General features: G+C 53.5%; 14 protein-coding genes and 2 pseudogenes. 2 read left to right on the top strand and 14 right to left on the bottom strand.

Annotated elements, in window-relative coordinates; all coding sequences use genetic code 11:
* The 12 genes from L696_RS0104830 to L696_RS0104795 form a co-directional block, all read right to left on the bottom strand.
* On the bottom strand, window positions 1-940 hold a 940-nt coding region (locus tag L696_RS0104830; protein WP_025682633.1), incomplete at its 3' end, for an NCS2 family permease.
* A gap of 172 nt (window positions 941-1,112) precedes the next feature.
* Window positions 1,113-1,862, bottom strand: a complete 750-nt coding sequence (locus L696_RS0104825) for a tRNA threonylcarbamoyladenosine dehydratase (RefSeq protein ID WP_025682632.1) — start codon at window positions 1,860-1,862, stop codon at window positions 1,113-1,115.
* Window positions 1,863-2,017: 155 nt separating this feature from the next.
* A complete protein-coding gene (aspS, locus tag L696_RS0104820; protein WP_025682631.1) occupies window positions 2,018-3,796 on the bottom strand; it encodes an aspartate--tRNA ligase in 1,779 nt (592 codons plus the stop codon).
* A gap of 153 nt (window positions 3,797-3,949) precedes the next feature.
* Complete coding sequence (hisS, locus tag L696_RS0104815; protein ID WP_025682630.1) at window positions 3,950-5,194, bottom strand: histidine--tRNA ligase; 1,245 nt, start codon at window positions 5,192-5,194, stop codon at window positions 3,950-3,952.
* Between the two features lie 686 nt (window positions 5,195-5,880).
* A complete protein-coding gene (locus L696_RS0104810; RefSeq protein WP_025682629.1) occupies window positions 5,881-6,354 on the bottom strand; it encodes a hypothetical protein in 474 nt (157 codons plus the stop codon).
* Window positions 6,355-6,416: 62 nt separating this feature from the next.
* On the bottom strand, window positions 6,417-6,860 hold the full coding sequence (locus tag L696_RS0104805) for a DJ-1/PfpI family protein (protein ID WP_025682628.1): 444 nt from the start codon (window positions 6,858-6,860) through the stop codon (window positions 6,417-6,419).
* A 211-nt stretch (window positions 6,861-7,071) separates the two neighbouring features.
* A complete protein-coding gene (locus L696_RS30855; protein ID WP_081750683.1) occupies window positions 7,072-7,263 on the bottom strand; it encodes a hypothetical protein in 192 nt (63 codons plus the stop codon).
* Window positions 7,264-7,737: 474 nt separating this feature from the next.
* Window positions 7,738-7,968 carry an SAVED domain-containing protein gene (locus L696_RS32300; RefSeq protein WP_209440937.1) on the bottom strand — a complete coding sequence of 77 codons (231 nt, stop codon included), beginning with the start codon at window positions 7,966-7,968 and terminating at the stop codon, window positions 7,738-7,740.
* A gap of 2 nt (window positions 7,969-7,970) precedes the next feature.
* Window positions 7,971-8,360, bottom strand: coding sequence for an SAVED domain-containing protein (locus L696_RS32295; RefSeq protein ID WP_280740116.1), 390 nt, complete (start codon window positions 8,358-8,360; stop codon window positions 7,971-7,973).
* A gap of 53 nt (window positions 8,361-8,413) precedes the next feature.
* Entirely contained in the window at window positions 8,414-8,887 is a 474-nt protein-coding gene (locus tag L696_RS31375; RefSeq protein ID WP_209440935.1) for a hypothetical protein, read from the bottom strand.
* Between the two features lie 166 nt (window positions 8,888-9,053).
* A complete protein-coding gene (locus tag L696_RS32870) occupies window positions 9,054-9,197 on the bottom strand; it encodes a type II CBASS E2 protein (protein WP_483414258.1) in 144 nt (47 codons plus the stop codon).
* 37 nt (window positions 9,198-9,234) lie between these two features.
* A complete protein-coding gene (locus L696_RS0104795; protein ID WP_025682627.1) occupies window positions 9,235-9,696 on the bottom strand; it encodes a helix-turn-helix transcriptional regulator in 462 nt (153 codons plus the stop codon).
* Window positions 9,697-9,775: 79 nt separating this feature from the next.
* On the opposite strand from L696_RS0104795, the pseudogene L696_RS0104790 reads away from it, so the two are divergent.
* Both L696_RS0104790 and fabZ read left to right on the top strand, forming a co-directional pair.
* Window positions 9,776-10,280, top strand: a pseudogene (locus L696_RS0104790) (SDR family NAD(P)-dependent oxidoreductase).
* Between the two features lie 114 nt (window positions 10,281-10,394).
* Window positions 10,395-10,820 (top strand): 3-hydroxyacyl-ACP dehydratase FabZ, encoded by a 426-nt coding sequence (gene fabZ / locus L696_RS0104785; protein ID WP_025682626.1) that lies wholly within the window; start codon window positions 10,395-10,397, stop codon window positions 10,818-10,820.
* 55 nt (window positions 10,821-10,875) lie between these two features.
* On the opposite strand, the pseudogene L696_RS0104780 reads toward fabZ, so the two are convergent.
* Together L696_RS0104780 and L696_RS28250 are read right to left on the bottom strand one after the other, a co-directional pair.
* Window positions 10,876-18,600 (bottom strand): annotated as a pseudogene (locus tag L696_RS0104780) (SDR family NAD(P)-dependent oxidoreductase); the annotation flags it as partial.
* A gap of 46 nt (window positions 18,601-18,646) precedes the next feature.
* On the bottom strand, window positions 18,647-19,939 hold a 1,293-nt coding region (locus L696_RS28250), incomplete at its 5' end, for a KS-MAT linker domain-containing protein (RefSeq protein ID WP_155985317.1).

Below are 19,939 nucleotides of genomic sequence, written 5' to 3'. Positions count from 1 at the left end.
CTCCTGCTGCAATACCAGCCGTCGATTCCGCAGCCGCTACCGCCGGACTGCTCCCTAAAATACCGGCAAAAATATTGGTTACCGCCAACACTCGCAAGCTGTTCTTGAACGTATCCGGTCTTCCAATCATGTTGGTCTGTGCAGCAATCATCCCAATGTTTTCGAATAACACTATAAGCAGCAGGAGAAAAACAGCGATCCAGAAGGCTACCGAGACAATGCCTGAAAAGGAAAGCTCTCCAAACAATTGCCCATACTGCCGCACCGTCTCAGACGTTCGCACCGTGCTTGCCGGCTCAACAGCTCCCAATACGTAAGCAAGCCCGGTTCCTGCCAAAATACTGATCAGCAACCCACCCTGAACGTTACGGACAAACAGCACAATAGCGAGCAGCAACGTTGCACAAGCCGTGATTACCTTAGGGTCATTAAAATGACCAATGGCCACAAAGGTCGTTTGATGAGCAATCACGATACCGCTTTTCTGTAATCCAATAAAGGTTAAAAACAAGCCGATTCCCACCGTGATTCCGTGCTGTAAATTATGAGGAATGGCCTGGCTAATCAGCTTGTACAAAGATGTAAATGCTACAATGGCAAATAAAATTCCTGTGATGGTCACTACCATCAACGCTTCCTGCCAGCTCAGCTTCATCGAATGTACGAGCGTATACGTAAAAAAGGCATTGATCCCCATCCCTGGCACAACGACCATGGGGGATTTCCCCCCAAAAGCCATCAGCAGACAGCCAATCATGGACGTGAGAAGTGTCCCAAGCATCGCCCCTTGCAGAGGAATCCCGGCATCTGCCAAAATAGTCGCATTGACCATCACAATATATACAACGGAAAAATAGGAAATGGCACCAGCGGCCAATTCCTTTTTCCAATGATGCTCGGGTTTGAAACCGAGACACCTGGACCATAGTCCACCCTTCATACCAAAACCCTCCAGCAAGTTGTCAATCTGGTTGCAGCAAGCTGCGCTTTTCAAAACAAAAAGAGCTGCAGTTGACTGTGACACAGGTGAATGTGATGCACAGAACTACAGGTCTTAAAGTAAATTCATACTACAAAATCTACAAGTACACAGTCACGCTATATCTTCTCGGTTACACGCCAGCGCGCTCCAGCAAATCCTTGACAGCTACACTAACCATGATCAATCCTGCCACGGGAGGTACAAAAGCATTGCTCGCAGGCGGCTGCTTCGCCTTCCGAATCTCAGGTGCGTTCGCAGGTACGATTTTTTTCGTAATCTCTTCACGCGGCTTCATCGGCTCCTCATCGGAGTATACGACCTTGACACCTTTTGTAATGCCTTCCTTACGCAGCTTGGTACGGATCACACGGGCAATCGGGTCCATTTTCGTTTGAGAGATATCCGCCACCTGAAAACGGCTTGGGTCCATTTTATTGGCAGCGCCCATACTGGAGATCATCGGAATCCCCCGTTTCAGACATTCCTTGATCAAATGAATTTTATAAATAATCGTATCCGAGGCATCCAGCACATAATCCAGATCGTACTTGAACAGCTCCTCATACGTTTCTTCCGTATAAAACATGTTCAGTGCAATCGCTTCACATTCAGGGTTAATCAGCTTCACACGCTCTACCATCAGATCGGCCTTTTTTTGACCTACCGTTGTCGTCAGCGCATGAATCTGGCGATTAATGTTGGTAATATCTACGACGTCTTTATCAATCAAAATGATGCGTCCAACACCCGTCCGCGCCAGCGCTTCCACTGCAATCGAACCGACACCGCCGATCCCCAGCACAGCTACCGTGCTGTTTTTCATAACCTCCAGACCCTCAGTGCCGATGGCCAGCTCTGTTCGTGAAAATTGATGCAGCATATGGTATATATCCTCCCTCACTGATTTAGACACTATACTTGAATTTCATGCATACAAACCACGAACCCATTATCCATAAGAGGGTAACGGGTTCATGGCATTTTATAAACTATTCACAAGCCCATGTAGGGCAACTGTAAAAGCAAACGTTCGTCTTAAGCTTTAGGAGTAACTGGCTTCGGAGCAAGACGGATATGAAGCTGCTCCAATTGACCTTGATCCACTTCGGACGGTGCGTCCATCAGCAAATCTGTTGCATTGGCTGTTTTCGGGAATGCAATGGTTTCGCGCAGGTTTGTACGACCCGCAAGCAGCATCACAAGACGGTCAAAGCCGAAGGCAATACCACCATGTGGAGGCGTACCATATTCGAACGCATCCAGCAGATAGCCAAATTTATCATTAGCTACTTCCGGCGACAGGTTAAGAGCTTTGAACATTTTCTCCTGAACATCACGTTTGTAAATCCGCATCGAGCCGCCGCCCACTTCGTAGCCGTTCAGCACGATGTCATAGGCCTGAGCACGAACTTGACCTGGGTCTGTGTCCAAGAGGGCAAGGTCTTCGTCCTTTGGACGAGTGAACGGATGGTGTTCCGCCACATAACGTTTTTGTTCTTCATCGTAGCCGAGCAGCGGGAAGTCTACAACCCATGCAAATTTGTATGCGTTGTCGTCGATCAGACCCAGTTGACGGCCAATTTTCAGACGAAGCGCGCCCAATACATCAGCGACTACTTTTTTATTATCCGCTGAGAAGAGCAGCAAGTCGCCTTCTTCGGCTCCCGTACGCTCTCTCAGAGCTTCGATTTCTTCCGGTGTAAAGAATTTAACGATAGGCCCCTTGAATTCGCCTTCTTTCACTTGAATCCAAGCCAGACCTTTGGCACCGTAACGTGCAGCATAAGGACCGAGATCGTCAATATCCTTGCGGCTCCATGTGCCACAGCCCTTAGCATTGAGGACCTTAACCTCGCCGCCTTTTTCAACTACAGAAGCAAATACCTTCACACCGCTGCTTGCCACGATATCATTGACATGAATCAACTCAAGGCCAAATCGCAGATCCGGTTTGTCAGAGCCGTACTTGTCCATTGCATCGGCATGTGTAATCCGTTGGAACGGAGTTTCCAGTTCAACACCAACCGTCTCTCTGAACAGCTTCACCATCAGTTGCTCCATCATGGGCAGCAAGTCATCCTGTTGCATAAAGGAGGTCTCAATGTCGATCTGTGTAAATTCAGGCTGGCGGTCGGCACGCAAGTCTTCATCGCGGAAGCAACGTGCAATTTGGTAGTAGCGTTCTACGCCACCCACCATCAACAATTGCTTGTAAAGTTGTGGCGATTGCGGCAAGGCAAAAAACTCACCCTCATGCACACGGCTTGGCACCAAATAGTCACGTGCACCCTCCGGCGAACTTTTCGTCAAAATTGGCGTTTCTACCTCGATGAAATCTTCACCGTCCAGGAAGTCGCGGAATACTTTTGCTGCTTTGGAACGCAGTTTCAACGTCTGGTGCATTTCCGGACGGCGCAGGTCCAGATAACGGTATTTTAAACGCAGCGACTCGTCTACTTCTACGCCATCTTCAATGAAGAACGGAGGTGTTTTGGCTGCATTCAATACTTCAATTTCCGTAATACGCACTTCAATTTCACCTGTAGGCAAGTTCGCGTTAATGGTTTCGGCATCACGCTTGACCACTGTACCCGTAACCTCCAGTACGTATTCACTACGAACACGGTCCGCAATTTGCAGCGCATCACCGGAATATGCCGGGTTAAACACGATTTGTACAATTCCGCTGCGGTCACGCAGGTCGATAAAAAGTACGCCTCCCAGGTCACGACGGGTTTGTACCCAACCGTTCAATGTAACTGTTTCTCCGATATGCGCATGGGTTAATGCGCCGCATTGATGACTCCTTTTCATAATACACACTCCTGTTTATGTTTTAGTGGTTGATGCTATCTGACCAGCCGAGGGAAGTTCCACCCGACTGAATGTTACTCGGTTACTTCAATACATATTTGTTGTCTCTCGTGCTTACTGCATCACAGATGATAATAAAAGATGGTCTGGGTTTTAACCCAGCTCTTCCACCAGTTGATCCAGCTTGACGGTACGCTGCTCGCCAGTTTCCATGTTTTTCAATGCAATTTCACCGCGTACCAGCTCATCCTCGCCCAAAATCGCAGTATACCGTGCTTTAAAACGATCTGCTGATTTCATCTGTGCCTTCATTTTGCGACCCAGATAATCTCGCTCTGCGGAAAATCCGGCTTGACGCAGCTTGAACAGCTGTCTGGTCACTTCCGTTTCTGCCGTTTCACCCAATGCCACCATATATACATCCAGCGGCCTGGCTTCGTTCAATTCGATACCCTGATGCTCCAAGATTAGCTGAATCCGCTCCAGTCCGATACCGAAGCCAATACCCGGCTGATCCGGTCCGCCCAGATCGCCAACCAGTCCGTTATAGCGTCCGCCTCCACCGATGGTGTCAATGGCTCCAATCCCTTCAGCTTTGAATTCGAACGCGGTCAACGTATAATAATCCAGTCCCCGTACCAAGCGCGGGTTGACTGTATATTCCACACCCATAGCGTCCAAATTTTGCTTCACCTTCTCAAAGTGTGTGCGGGATTCCTCGTCCAAGCTATCCAAAATGGAAGGCGCACCGCCAAATTTGTCCTGGTCATCCTTGCTATCCAGCACTCGCAACGGATTACGCTCAATACGCGCTTGGCTCTCCTTGGTCAACGTATCCTTGATCGGCAGCAGGAAGTCCACCAGATGCTGGCGGTAGGCTGCACGACTGGCTGCATTGCCGACTGAGTTAATTTCCACCTTTACCCCTTTCAGACCCAGTTCACGGCAGAACTGATACCCGAAAGCGATAACCTCTGCGTCCAGTGCAGGATCTACCGCACCAAAAGCCTCAATACCGAATTGGTGGAACTGGCGCTGACGCCCAGCCTGTGGACGCTCATAGCGGAACATTGGACCGATATAGTACAGCTTCGTTACATCCGGCTCCCCGTATAGCTTGTTCTCCACATAGGAGCGAACCACGCCTGCTGTCCCTTCCGGACGTAAAGTCATACTGCGCTTCCCTTTATCCTCAAAGGTGTACATTTCCTTTTCCACCACATCCGTCGTTTCACCCACACCTCGAACGAACAAATTCGTTTGCTCAAACATCGGTGTACGGATTTCACGATAATTAAAGCGGCGGCTAATCTCACGAGCTTTTTCCTCGACAACTTGCCATTTTTCTACACTGCCCGGCAGCAAATCCTGTGTTCCCGTCGGTTTTTGAAAGGCCATTAACGTATCCCCCCGTCGTTGTATTTCTTATTGTGCGCTTTCTTCTTGCTCCACTTTTCAATATAAAACAAAAAATCCCCCGCCCTGTTAAATTAACAGGGACGAGAGATTGTCGTTTACGATTCACCCGTGGTACCACCCACATTCCGGAGTTACCCAGACAACCAGCGTAAGAATCACTCATTGCCCGTCAGCATTACACTGACTCCGCTCATACGTATAACGCCCGCAACGCGCAGTACGGCTATTATGCAGGATCTCCGCTGTCGGCACAGTTGCAATGTACTTTCAGTAGGTATTCCTCAATTGTTCGCCGCCCGTTCTCGAGGAGGTCATTCGTCCGCTCATCAAGGGAATTTTTACAGCCTGGAAATTCCTCTCTGCGCTTGTGGGTTCGGAGTACTTGGTCCCGTCATCAAATCAATTTCATTATTTTATGATTTTAATGAACTGCTTCGACAAAGTCAAGACTTTCCCCGTAATAAGACAAATAAGTCCCTATAAAAAGAAAATAACCTGCGGAAACGGTCCGCAGGTTCAAAAGATATATCAAAAGGGGGTCATGCCGTTATTATAAACAACGAATATTAAGGAATGATGTTTCGAATATTACAATTGTATTACAGCCGTTCTATAACATCTGAATTCCTCAATTTATCGACAAACTTGTGACGGTTTTTTCAGCTTTAATCCAATAATTGTGCTATATAACCGCGATTGGAACGAATCTTATGAACGACCTCATCGTAGTCAGCATCGTTCACCTTCGCGGACAATACATACCGCAATTCATCCTGATCACCGTTAATGTAGGCGTCTGTCGCATGAAGTAGGCCTGTGTCGTGATCCGTCGTCCCGCTACGGTCTTCATTCAAATCCCTGCGTGCAGTGCCACGGTCAGCCTCGCCATTCTCCACCTCTGGAATAATGTTCTCACCATAAGCGCCAGCGGCAGGTATTGCTGCACCTACAGCCCCTAACGTGCTCCCAGCACCAGTGTTGTTATAGGGAACCAGCGGGATCAACACCCGCGTGTCCCTGCCGAGTGCATCATCCAGCGCACCTACTTCCAAATGTTCCGTTCTATAGGCTTGAAGCGACGCTCTGGCACCCTCAGCTTCATCCTCCGTGCGAAAATAAGCCTGAATCTGCTTTGCCATATTAAATCCTCCTCAAATGGGAATTGTACTGGCATACATTCACAGAAGCATTCACAGTAAAATTACAACACCTTCAAGAGCTCACGCACAAAAGCAGGCTCATCCTTAGGTGTACGAGACGTAATAAAGTTACCGTCCACAACCGCCTCGCGATCCTCAAAATGGGCACCCGCGTTAATCAAGTCATCCTTCAAAGGAGGATAAGCTGTAATCGTTTTCTTGGCCTCGTTAATTTCAGTCACGAATTTGAGAACATACGCATCCAGACGCAGATTTTCCGGGGATGATCCGCCAGGAATAACAACAGCATCATAGTCACTTGATTCCACATCCCCAATGGCCTTTTCAATGGTGTAGCTTGCCTTACCTTGCTTGCCGTTCACTTTTTCGCCTTGTTTCAGACCGATAATATCTGCCTCATGCCCGGCTTTCTTTAATTCATCGTAAGGCACTTGCATTTCGGAATCCTCAAATTGATCAGCCAACAAAAACGCAATTTTACTCATAATCGTTCAGATCTCCTTTCCGGTTATCCTCAAGATGAGTTGTAATTTAAGTTTGTGACCAATTTTCATTTGTCTACCACGCTTTGTTATTACCCGCTTGATCTGTTTTTATAACAATTCGAAGCAGTCTAGAGTAAAGGACTGAATAAATTCAGCCCCTCCTCATCAAACCGTACGTGAGGTTTTCCCTCATACGGCTTTCCGATGTTTGTCATTCATGGGCATGCAGATTACAATAGCGTTTTAATCCATATTGGTTGGCGATATATCTAACCTCAGATAGCGAACTCATCCATCTTCTACGTTGTCTCTTCTTCGCGTACCACCGTGTTAGCCGCCCCAAAATGTACCAATCCAGTTTGGCTAATCTCTTTTGGCTGTAGTTCGTTCTTAAAAAAAACATGCAGGGGAGGGCCTCCCCAGTTCACTGCATTATCTCTCAAACCCATGCCGTTCCCTATACGCCGGAGGGTTCTTCACTGTTGACCCAAGTTCTGCACAGTTTCCTTGGCCTTCGTCCATTTTTCCGAGACTCGGCTCCCTCTTTTCCCCTTTGCAGGGCCTTTTTGACGACGCGGCAGGATTCACTTCATGTTGCGGCCTGGGTTGTTGCTCGCCCTGTCTCCGACAGGTACTTATGTCGATACGCTTTTACACACAGATTTCGCCATGTGCAAGTATCCTAGCTACAAAGGTGGCTTGGTCCCTCCTCTGGTTGGACTTTCACCAACTAGATAATGCGCGCCTCTGGGCACGCTGTAGAGTAATAAAAAAGTTGTATCATGAAAATACCCAATTTTGTCTTCCAAACCAGTTTACCTTCTCCTACAAAAAAGAACCGTCAGGAATCTGACGGTTCTTTTCTACACGCTTCACACTATGCGGTCAGGGATTGCCCCACCGAAGTAATCACAATCGCCTTGGAGAATCCTCCATTCTGACGATTCTCATCGTAAACAATTAAAGGAAGATCCGCCTTCGGCATCCATACGCGACCAATTTCTACGGCAATAGCAACAGGGGCAGCCAAGAACAGATGCAGCTCGTTGTCATGGCCGTGGACAGATTTAATTTGGTCCATCAGAATCCTGAACTTCTGACGGAACAAACTCAGTTGCTCCTTGCTTTTAAGAAAATCATTGTAGGGGGTGTATCGATCGTCATTGTCCAGATCGAAGTATCCTCCCCCAAAACGCTTGTGATGCGACTGTTATCAACAATCGCACTCAACGAAAGGTTGAGTGCCACAGTCGGATAAGTTATTTCCGGCTTTTTCACCATGAAATCAAACCCATCCGGATGATCTTGCCACTTCCAATCAGGAGGTTCACGATGAAGCTGATACACATCAGCAGCAGGAATGTCCGATAGCAGTCTCCCTAGTTCAATCAACAGTGGCTGAGGCGCTAAGGCGAATACTGACAAATGCTTCATATCTCCCGATCCTAATCTCGGTTTAATCTTGTCGGCAAATTGCCGGTCGAGATTCTGACGTTCCATCTCCCAATAAAAAGACTCGTTGTCTTTAAAAGGACTGTTGCCAATACCTAACTCTACGGCTGCTTTTCTGCAGGATATCGCTCCGGATGCATTGCATACACTGCCTTGTCCCAACTAACCGGAGAATGATGCTGGCCGACATTCGCTCCATATAGAAGCACATGACTTGGATAATCTTCTGTGATTGAAGTGAGCATTTCAATTCTTTGTTCGTGCTTTCGTTTCATCTCTTGCAAACGGGTTACCGGGTGCCCCTCTACATCCACTTTATCTATTAGTCGGTGATGTTCATCACATGCCAGCATTAGGTTCTCAATATCGTTCTTTAGTTTTTCCGAAAGAACACTATCTCCACGAGGACCATTGGGTTTGTCTGCTACGATATGTGCGATGTAGGAGATGTTGAACTCAACCTTTGTAAGAGGATCTAACCACAGCGGCTTGTTGCATCCCTCATATTGACAACGGCCCGCAGCCTTCCCCCATAACCGAACTTTTACTTTGTCAGGAATATTTGAGACAGACATGCTATTACACCTCCATTTGAAAAATTTCCTAAATAAAAACACAGGGGCATTCTCCTTCTTGCTTGCGCAATCTGTTGTGAAGGCGTATCCCCCTGTGTTCGCCACTCAGTTAGGCTCGTCTGAGTGAATTCCCTGTGCTTTTGTCAAACAATTCAACTGCTTCGGATTAACCTAACTCTGCCTTTTTCAACTTTTTGACAGTGATTCTCCTGGTTGGAATTCTTGGATGTCTACCTCCACCGAGCCACTTTCCCGTTGCATGCCACATTTCGTAGAAATACAACCAAGCACTCGTCCACGGCACAATCATCTGAGCGATGTACTTCGTGTTATTCCACTCCCCAACTCTAGGATAAAAAGATGCTTTCTTGAAAAAGGGACAGGGTGGCGGATGGGGATTCGGAGTGTCGCCAGCCGGTGGTGTCGATGTGAAGCCATTGCTGCATCGCACGAGCCTTTTCCCTCGCAGGGGCGGGCAGGGTGTTCAGCAGTTTATGGGACGCCATCTGCGCCACGCTTTCCAATCCCAAGTCGCGCAGGACGTTTGGAGGCGGGGGGAGGAGCAGGAGGAGGCGTTCTTGTTCGGAGAGTCCGTTTAGCAGCGTTCGGGGATTGTAGTCGTCCAGCAGTCGCCAGCCTCCCCCGGTGCCACGGTCCGCGACGACGGGGAGGCCCGCTGTGGAGAGGGCTTCCATGTCGCGCTGGATCGTGCGGATGGAGACCTCGAGGCGTTCGGCGAGGTCTTTGGCAGTCATGCTTTTATGGAGCTGCAAGAGCATGATGATCGAAATGAGTCGGTCTGCACGCACCAAAACGCACCTTCTTCCTTCAAATAGGACACTAGATGTCTTATTTCTACTGTACTGTAGAAGATGGAGGTGGAACAAGATGGATCTACAAGGCAAAGTCGCAATCGTCGCCGGGGCCACCCGTGGCGCAGGGCGGGCGATTGCGGTGACGCTCGGGGAAGTGGGGGCGACTGTGTATTGCACGGGTCGCAGCGTGCGCGGGCAGAGCTCAGACCTCGGGCGTACGGAAACGATTGAGGAGACGGCGGAGATGGTCACCCAGTCCGGCGGCCTCGGGATTGCGGTGCAGGTCGACCATACCGAGGAAGAACAGGTGCGGGCGCTGTTTGCACGGATTGAGGCCGAGCAGGACGGGCGACTGGACATTTTGATCAATGATGTGTGGGGCGGCGAAAGACCCGCATTTTATCGCGTCGGAAACGCCTTATTATGTGGCGCGCGCGATTCGGGCGCTCATCTGCGACCCCGATGTCGGGCGGTTTGCCGGGCAAACGCTGAGTTCGTGGGGGCTGTCGGAGGTCTATGATTTTGTGGATCTCGACGGACGGAGACCTCATTGGGGACGGTACTTTCGGACGATCTAAGCCTAAAGACCTGAACGCGGGCCTGTCCTCCCTCATGCCTTCTTTTCTCTTCTTGTGAATGCTATAATACTCATATCCATTACCAGATATCGTATAAAAGGAGGGCATCCGTTCATGAACGCGAACCAAATTCTCGAAACGTTGCCGCATCGCTATCCGTTCCTGCTTGTCGATCGAATTGAATCGGTTGAGGAAGGTCAAAAGGCGGTCGGGATCAAGAATGTCAGCATCAACGAACCGTTTTTCCAAGGGCATTTCCCAGGATTTCCGGTGATGCCGGGGGTGCTGATCGTCGAGGCGATGGCACAGGTTGGAGGCGTCGCGATGTTGAGCGTGCCGGACTTTAAAGGCAAGATCGCCTTCCTGGCCGGGATTGACGGTGCTCGCTTCCGCCGCCAAGCCTTTCCAGGCGACCAACTGCGCATCGAAGTCTCGATCACGAAACTCAAAGGCGTCATCGGCAAAGGACAGGCCGTTGCTTATGTCGACGGCGAGCTGGCCGCTGAAGCGGAACTGACCTTCGCGATAAAAAAAGACTAATTTTGAAGACAAAAAAAGGGATTCTCACGACCCGCGTGAGAATCCCTTTTTGGCGTTATGAAGTGGTGCCGACGAGACTGTGATGCTCGTGGGCAAACGTTTCAAGGAACGTCGGTTCCAGGCCGAATGCGGAGTAGAGCTCTTGGCAGAAGGCAAGGATCGACGCAGCTGCTTTTGGTTCCGAGAGCAGCATCATGTGGTTGGACGAGTCGATATCGAACAGGTGGAAATCGTCGATCTGACGTTCAAATTCGGTCCAATAATCCCCTTGGTCGAATACGGGGCTCGTCTTGACTTTGAAGTACGGTTCCAGCGCCCCGAGGAACGAGCCGCTTTTGTTGCGGAAGAAATAGGCGCTGACCTCTTGCGGATTGGGCAACGGCAAGATGGTAAATCCGCTGCGGTCGAACGCTTCCTGCACGTCAGAACTACTCTGAATCATGGTGTTCAGGTAGTCTTCCGTGCGCTTGTAGCCGCGCTCGCGGGCCAGGGTCAGCAACTGCTTGGAATATTCCTCATCCGAGAGCGTCGGGTCCAGATCATCACGGTGAATCAATGTGGTCGGAATCTTCTCCGGCTCGTGCTGAATCTCGGTGAGCAGGGTCATGTTGACCGATTGCAGGATCGCGGTTTTTCTATTGAACATCGCTTCCGGCAACATGGTCTTGGTGTAGATTTTGTCCGAATACAAGGTGTCGAGGAACACGATGGAGTTCACTTTTGGCCCCAGTTCCTGCAACTGACGGGCCACTTCGTAGGCGAGGAGGCCGCCGAGCGAATAGCCGCCGAGGTCATACGGCCCTTCCGGCTGCACGGTCTGAATGATGTGCACGTAATACGCGGCCATCGCGTAGATGCCTCGGATCGGGGTGCGATTGCTCATCCAACCACGCGCTTTGATGCCGTAGAAGGGTCGGTTGCTCACTTTGGCGATCATCGAGTAGATGCCGATGCCGCCTGCCGCCCCGTGCATCCAGAAGATCGGACGACCTTCCGTGGCTTGGTTCAGCAGGACGAGTTCCGGGAACTGCGACAAGCTGGTCTGCACGGGCTTGTGGGCCGGCGGCGGTGCGGGAGTCTGGCTCACGATCTCCGCTTTCGGTTTCGCCTTGGTCGCCCCATTGGGGATCAGCTCTCGAATCAGGTCTTCCATCGATCGGCATTCGCTCAGTTTGACGAAGGAGAAGGACGGGTCGATCTGCGTTTGTATCTGCTGTAGCAGCTGCATGAACAGAATCGAGTCAAACCCGTAGTGGTCAAGCGGCTTGTTCACCTTCAGCTCCGCAGGCGTGAGGCCCACCAGTTCGGAGATGATGCCGATGACTCGCTCCTGCAGATCCTCCGCGATGGCGAGGTCCTGTTCCTCACAGACGGGAACCGCCTCGGAAGCAGAAGCTGCAGCGACTGCTGGCAGGCTCTGCGTTGTCAGCTCTCGTCTTGCGATTGTCGGAGCGGTCAGCCAGCAGCGGCGGCGCTCAAACGGATAGGTCGGCAAGGAGATGCAACGGGCGGACGCTCCGCCTTGCAGCGCTTCCCAAGGAATTTTTCTACCTTTCGTCCAGTAGAGGGCTAATTTTCCAAGATTGCCCTCTGCCAGCAAGGCTCGAAGAACAGTCTCTCCGGTGATCCCGGCCAGAAGATCGAGGATCTCGGAATGAGACTCGTTCAGGTCGCCGAGATAGAGCGCGATGGGCGCGTCGCCTTTTTTCAAATAGCCTCGCAGACCTTGCATTAGCTCGTCGCGGCTTTGTACCACCATCGCAAGTCGCGCCTCCATCTCGTCACGGCCGACTTGCAGCGTGTGCGCGATGTCAGGCAGCTTCAAGCTCTCGTCGGCTTCGAGGAACGCGAGCAGCTGTGCGGCAACCTCGTCCAGACGCTCGCGATTCTTCGCGGAGAGGACGATGATCTGCGGTGCATCCGTCGGTTCGTGATCGACCGCCTCTTGCTGCGCCGGGATGTATTCTTCGACCACAAGATGCGCGTTCGTGCCGCTGATGCCGGTCGTGCTGACTGCACCGAGGCGCGGGCGCTCATCGGCCGTGGTCCACGATCTGTTCTTGGTATGAATCACGAACGGGCTGTCTGTCAGGTTGATGTAGTCGTTGCTCGACTCATAGTTGTGCAGAGCCGGGATCGTCCGCTCTTTCATCGCCATCAGCATGGAGATCAAGCTGACGACGCCGGATGCGGCGAACGTATGCCCGATCAACGGCTTGATCGAGCCGAGCGCGCAGTATTGCGTCCGGTCGGTGTGTCGGCGGAAGGCGTTGGTGAGCGCCTGCACCTCGATGGGGTCTCCCAATCTGGAACCGACGCTGTGGGAGAGCACATACTGGATGTCGGCCGGGTTGATGCCGAAGCGCTTGTAGACTTGATGAAGCAGGTCTGCTTGGCTCGCAGGGCTCGGCGCGGTGATGCCGTTGGTCTGGCCGTCGTAGTTGACGGCGCTGCCCTTGATGCAGCCGTAGATCTGATCGCCATCCTCCAGCGCTTTGCTCAGCGGCTTGAGCACGACGACAGCTACCGCTTCGCTCGGCACCAGGCCATTTGCACGCCCGTCGAACACAAAGCAGGTTCCATCCAGGGAGAGCATGTCGAGCTTGCCCATGCCGTTGTGGATCATCGGCGAGATCAACAGGCTGACACCGCCGGCCAGCGCCATGTCGCATTCGCCTTGGCGCAGGGCTTGGCAGGCTTGGTGAATCGCGACGAGACCGGACGAGCAGGCGGCGGTGATCGCCATGTTCGGGCCCTTGAGGTTGAGCGCATAGGAGATGCGGGCCGCGAGCGTGGCGTTCTGGTTGCTGTTCAGCGGACTGTCCTCTCCGGCCAAGAACCCGTACTCTCCCTCTTCCACCCCGACATAGACGCCGCATGCGGTTCCTCGAATGCGCTCGCCCATATAGCCGGCATCTTCCAGCGCATGCCATGCTTCCTGCAGGAACAGGCGCTGTTTCGGATCGATGTACTCCGCTTCTTTGGGCGAGATCTTAAAGAATAAGGGATCGAAGCGGTCGACGTCCGGGACAAATCCGCCCCATTTGCCCATGCCCTTCTCTTCCCGCCAGTCCCAGCGGTCAGACGGGACGACCGTGATCGCTTCCTTCCCGTCTCGGATGTTTTTCCACAGTTCCTGCACGTTGCTCGCCTGCGGGAATCTGCCGCTGATCCCGACAATGGCAATCGGCTCCTGCGCACTGCGCACCGCTCCTCCGGCCGCGAATCGCGCCTTGCCGGTCATTTTGCGCGAAGGGCGCTTGGACGGGGTGCTGACGATTGGAGCGACAGGTGCTGCCGCGATCTCCGGTGCGGATGCCGCTTGCTCTTGGTAGAAGTCCCGCATTGCCTCCCCATGTGTGACCGCGTAAAACTGGGTCAGAGCTCTGATCGTGGAATGGTCAAAGAACAAGGCGGGCGTCACGGCAATGCTGTAGTGTTTCGACAAGGAACCGGCAAACTCGGCCAAGCTGATCGAATCAAACCCGAAATCGGCCAAGTTCTCCTCGACGTCCAGTTTGGTGCGCGGAATCTTGAGAACGGAGTTGATCTGCTCTTTGAGATCCCACTCCACGCACTGTTCGAGCGTGAAGCCTTTCATCTCCGAACGTCTTCCCTTGCCGGAAGAGGTGTTGCTGCCGGAATGCACTGGCACCGGAGTGGGCGCTGCCGACTTCGCGAGGCCCAGCATGCGTTCGATGCGGCTCGGCTGACCGACCATCACAAGATGCTGGGTGCGGTTCTGCGACAGGATGCGGTCAAAGATTCCAAGGCCCTCTTCCACTTTCAAGAAGCGTTGCCCGCTGGTCTTGAAGTAGGCTTCCGTGTTTTCTTTCTTCTCAAAATGCATGCCCCCGGCTTTCCAAAGCGGCCAGTTGATGACGAATGTTGTCCCGTTGCGCAGCTCGCCATAGGCCATTTGGAAGCGGTTGGCAATCGCATAGTCGCACGAGCCGAAGTCCCCGATGATCGCCGACGAAGAGGAGAAGTAGCAGGTAAAATCAAGTTCCGGCTCCCCTTGCAGCAGTTCGTCGAGCAGAAGCGTTCCTTTGACCTTCGGGTCGAGCACTTGCTGGAACCGGCGGTCATCCTTGTCGAGAATGCTCTCGGCTCCGACGAGGCCGGCTGCGTGCAGGACGCCGTGAACACGGCCGAACTGCGACCTGGCTTCTGCAAGCCCCGCCTCCATACGCGTGCGGTCACAGACGTCCGCTTGCAGATAGAAGACGCGGCTGTCTCGTTTTTCAAGCGCTTCGATCTTCGCCTGTTTGGCAGCATCGAGCGCCGAGCGCCCGGTCAGGATCAGGTTGACCGGGTGTTTGCCAGCCAGATGCTCGGCGAACAGGTAGCCCAGACCGCCCAGACCGCCGGTGATCAGGTAAGTGCCGCCCGATTTCAGCAAGGTGGAAGAGCCGGCTTGGATGCGGGTCGGCTGTACCTTGCAGACGTGGCGCTTGCCGTTTTGGTAGAGGACGCTTTCGATTTTGGAAGCATTGAGCTCGTCCAGAAGGAGATGCATGTTCTCCTGCAAGGAAACGGCCCCGGCTTCTTGCATCACGACAGCCGCTCGGGTATCCGGGAGCACCAAGCCCAAGGAGCGCTCAAAGCCGATCCATGATTCAAGGAACGCACGCTCGGTCGCATTTCGGTGCTGGCCGACGAGCATCAGGCTCTTGGCTTTAAGCTTCGTCGTCGCAAGGGCTTGTACGATGTCGAGGATCGGTTTCGTGTCCTCCACGAGCGAAGCGTCTTCCAGCGGCCAGAGGTAGAGCAAGGCATCAACTTCCCCCTGCTGTTCTTGGACGCTGCGGAGCGCCTGCTGGCAGGATGTCCCTTGGGCGACGAAAAGGACCTGCGTCTGCGGGCTTCGCGCCTGCACCGCTTCCACGACCGCACGCTGAGCCTCCGCATTCGAGAGGAAGCAGAGCAGCGTGTTCAAGTTGGACGGGGCGTGGTTGTTTCGAGCTTGTTCTTGCCAGATCTCCTCAAAGGTCATCAAGGCAAACGGCTCGGCGGATGGAGAGACCGCTTGCGGGCGGTTCTTCTGCGTTTGCAGACCGCTGATTTGCAGACAGACCTTGCCTTGTTCGTCGCAGAACGTGAAGTTGCCGTCGTCTGCCACAACCCACATGGAGGAGGGGCAAGGGGCATAGATCGCGACCTCTTGCAAGGTGGCGGGCACACTCCCTTGCAGCACGGCATCCGGCAAGTGCGGATGGAGCAGAAACTGCGAAGGCACCATCGGCAGCGTGACGCGCGCGCCCCGCTCCTGCAAGGTGAACGCATCGAGGAGTGGCGCTTCGTCCTCTGCCAGCACGGCGCTTCCTGATGCGTGCAGCTCTTCCTCGTCGTTGTAGATCTCAAAGGAGATCTCGCCATTAGCGGCCGGGTACAGTGCGATGTGCACCTGCGACCCGTCAGCACCCACTGCGAGCGGCGACTCCCAGACGATATTTTGCAAACGAAGGCGGGTGCGACCTTCCTTCAGAGCGCCGGACGCCTGTTCCACAGCCGCGCGCGCCATCTCCAACAGGACGAATTCCGGCACCGTCCGATCGCGAAGGAAGGTCTCCTCGCCGGTGAAGACGGTGCTGTAGCGCATTTCGGTCAGGTCTGACGTGTTGCGATGGAGCAGCGGATGCAAGGCGTTGACGGCAGATTTTGCCTGCTTGCCGAAGCCTGTCTGCACGATTTCAAACGCAGGCAACGGGTAGCGCTCTTGCGCAAACGAATAGGTCGGCAGTCCGATCAGTCGCTTGACCGTCCCCGCCGGGTAGAGCCCTTCCCAGTCGATCCGGTTGCCGTTGACCCACAGTTCTGCAACCGTCTTGAGCTTGCGGTTGTGCAGCAGGCTCAGGAGGAACGCTTGTCCCTCTTCGGTGTCGGCCAGATTGATCCCGTTGACGCTGCCGTTCTTGCCGACGGTGCCCACGAAGACTTCTCCAGACTTACCGGCCCCTGCTAGGTAGCGTTCGAGCTGGCCGATCAGCTGGTCCCGGTCTTTGACAACGATGGCAAGCCGTTGTACCATGCTCTCTCTCGCCACTTGGTAGGTGTACAGGAAGTCGGGGAGCGAGACATCCGGGTGAGAGCGGAGGTAGCGGAGCGCGGCATCGGCATTGGCTTGCACCGATTCTGCACTTTGGGCCGACAGCACGAACAGACCTGGCATCGCTTCGTTGATCGGCGCTGCAACCGCACGCGACGAATTGGGATAGTCTTCGATCACCACATGGGCATTCGTGCCGCTGTAGCCGAACGAGTTGACGGCAGCCAGGCGCTTGCCATTTCGATTGGGCGTCCACTCGCGACGAGCTGTGTTGACATAGACCGGGCTGTTGGCAAAGTCGATGTGCTTGTTGCCCTGTGCATACTGGATGGAGGGCGGCATCTCTCCATGCTTCATGCTCATCAAGACTTTGATCACGCCCAGCACGCCTGCTGCAGCCGTCGTGTGACCGATGTTCGCCTTGAGCGAACCGATTCCGCAGAAGCCTTTCTGAGTCGTGAACTTGCGGAAGGTGTTGTTAAGGGCGTGAATCTCGATCGGATCGCCAAGCTTGGTGCCCGTGCCATGCGCTTCGATGTATTGAATGTCTTCCACGTCGATCTCGTACTTGCGGTAGATCGATTCTTGCAGCTGGCTCTGCGCGAGGAAGCTCGGCGCGGTAATGCCGGAGGTCTGGCCGTCTTGGTTGGTGCCGCTGCCTCGGATGATGCCGTAGATGTGGTCGTTGTCCCGCTCGGCATCGCAGAGGCGCTTGAGAATCAAGACCCCGACGCCGTCGCCGACGACGATGCCGTTCGCTCCATCGTCAAACGGACGGCACTCGCCATTGGGAGACAGCATCCCGGCGTTGTGCATGGAGATGAACGAGCCCGGATGGCTGTAGACCGTGATTCCGCCTGCGATGGCGAGGTTGATCTCCCCGCTCTTCAACTGCTGGCAGGCCAGGTCGATCGCCACCATCGACGAGGAGCAGGCCGTGTTCACCGCCAGCGCCGGCCCTTTCAGATCCAGATAGTACGCCATGCGAGCCGCGAGGATGCTGATGTCATATCCGAGCATCGAATAATGGGAAAAATCTTGAGCGAGCGCCGAGGAACCGGCGGTGCCGATAAAGGTGCCGACGGGCTGCCCGCGCAGCTGCGTCGGGGTGTAGCCGGCATCTTCTAAAGACTTGTACGTTTCTTCCAGCAAAATACGCTGGGTGACGTCCATCTTCTCAGCTTCGATGGCCGAGATGTTAAAAAAGAGCGGGTCGAAGCGGTCGATGTCGTCCATCTTGCCATAGTTGATTGGAAACGGATTGGACGAATGGGCTTGGATGTATTCCAGCCATTTCGGATCGCTCACTTCGCTGATGCACTTTTTCCCGTCGCGAATCAGGTTCCAGAATTCTTCTTGATCGCTCGCCCCGGCACTCCGGACGGAGAGACCGATGATGGCGATCTCATCGGTCTCGATCCGTGCTTCGCGAGCGGGCGGAGTGGGTGTCGGTGTCGGCGTTGGTGCCGATACCGTCGGCTGTGCTTGTTTTGCAGGTTGTACGAGGGTATGGAACTGCTTTTCCATGTAGACCGCCAGAGACTCAAGGTCTGCACATTCAAATACGATGCTGGTCGGCAGGTTCAGGTCGAACCGGACGTTGATCGCTTCGAGCAGTTCAACCGCATTGAGCGATCCGATCCCCAGTTCCTTGAAGGTATCCGATTGCTCCAGTTCGGTGTGTTCCAAACCCAAGGTCTGTTCGAAGATCTCGAACAGGATCTCTTTGATCTCAGTTCTGGTCATCCCGGAACTCATGCTCCCTCACTCCTTTGGATTAGATTTGTTGCAACATGTTGCGCCGAGCTTCCGGATACGGCGTCCTGTTGGACATCTGCTTTGCGTTGTGCTCTCGCAGTTCTGCCGGGCTGAGAGCTGAATTTTTGCTGATGACGAACAGACAGTAGCTGATCCAGCCTTTCTCAAGCGAGATCGAGCTATTGGCAAAGTTCCGAATGGAATTTTGTACGACTTCCGGCAGACCTTTCGTATTCTCCGCGTGCTCAGGATCATGCAGAGAGTTGGCGACCTGCTTGGAGACGTCAATCACTTCGTCAAGAACGAGGTGATGCTCCGCCAGCAGGTCGATCCAGCCTTGTACAGTCGGGATGTAGATGTCGATGCTCGGATCGGCGATGGCTCCGCGCAGGTTCGCGATGAAGTCCATCATCAGCACCTGCCCCCCTTCGTTGAGGGCCGAGGACATGTTCTGGAACAGCCCCTGCTTGTCAGGGAAGTGGCAGCTGACTTCGATCCCGATCATCATGTCGTAGCGACCTGGGAATCGGTCTTTGGAGCTGTCTCCATGAAAGATGGCAGCTTGTGCGCCCAAGTTCAGTTCTTGAATTCTCCGGTTGCCAAGGTCCGCCTGCGCCTCCGTGATCGTAAAGCCCTGCGTTTTCAGATGCGGGTAGCGCTTGGCCAGTTGAATCACGTCTGTCCCATGACCGCATCCGATGTCGAGCAGAGCCTGCGCGCGCTGGAAATTGCCTCGGCTGAACAGCACGCGGCGCATCTCGATCTGCTTGCTGCGCACCATCTCAAGTTCGGCCGGATATTGTTCCGGGTTCAGGTACACGCGGCTGATCGAGAAGCCGGGGATTTTTTCCTCAAATGGGCAGAAGGTCAGATACTCTTCTTGGAAGCCGGAGTCTCCGCTTTCGACGACGCGCGTATAGAAATCGGCCGCCTTGTTGGAGATGGCAAATTCCTTTTCTTGCGGTTTCGGCCCCTCCACCCAGCATCTACGCTTCACAAATGGATAGGTCGGCAGCGAGACGCGCTGCACGTTCTTGCCGTCATGTAGTCGCTGCCACGGCACTTTGCTGCCGGAGAGCCAGAGGGCGGCCAGCTGCTCAAGATTGCGCTCTTGCAGCGCGGTTTCCACAAGGGCTCTGGCTTGGTGGCGATCCGGTGCAGGACGGGTCTCTTCCACAACAGGCGAGGAGATGTATTCCTGCAAGCGCTGTAGCAGTTCTTCTTTGGAAGAGCCGATGAAGGCTACGCGCTTTTTCATCGGCTCGCGACCGACTTGCAGCGTGTAGGCGATCTGGGCGAGCGGCAGGGATCG

This window comes from Paenibacillus maysiensis, from assembly GCF_000520815.1.
GTDB lineage: Bacteria > Bacillota > Bacilli > Paenibacillales > Paenibacillaceae > Paenibacillus > Paenibacillus maysiensis.
This window is presented reverse-complemented; position numbering and strand designations above follow the sequence as displayed.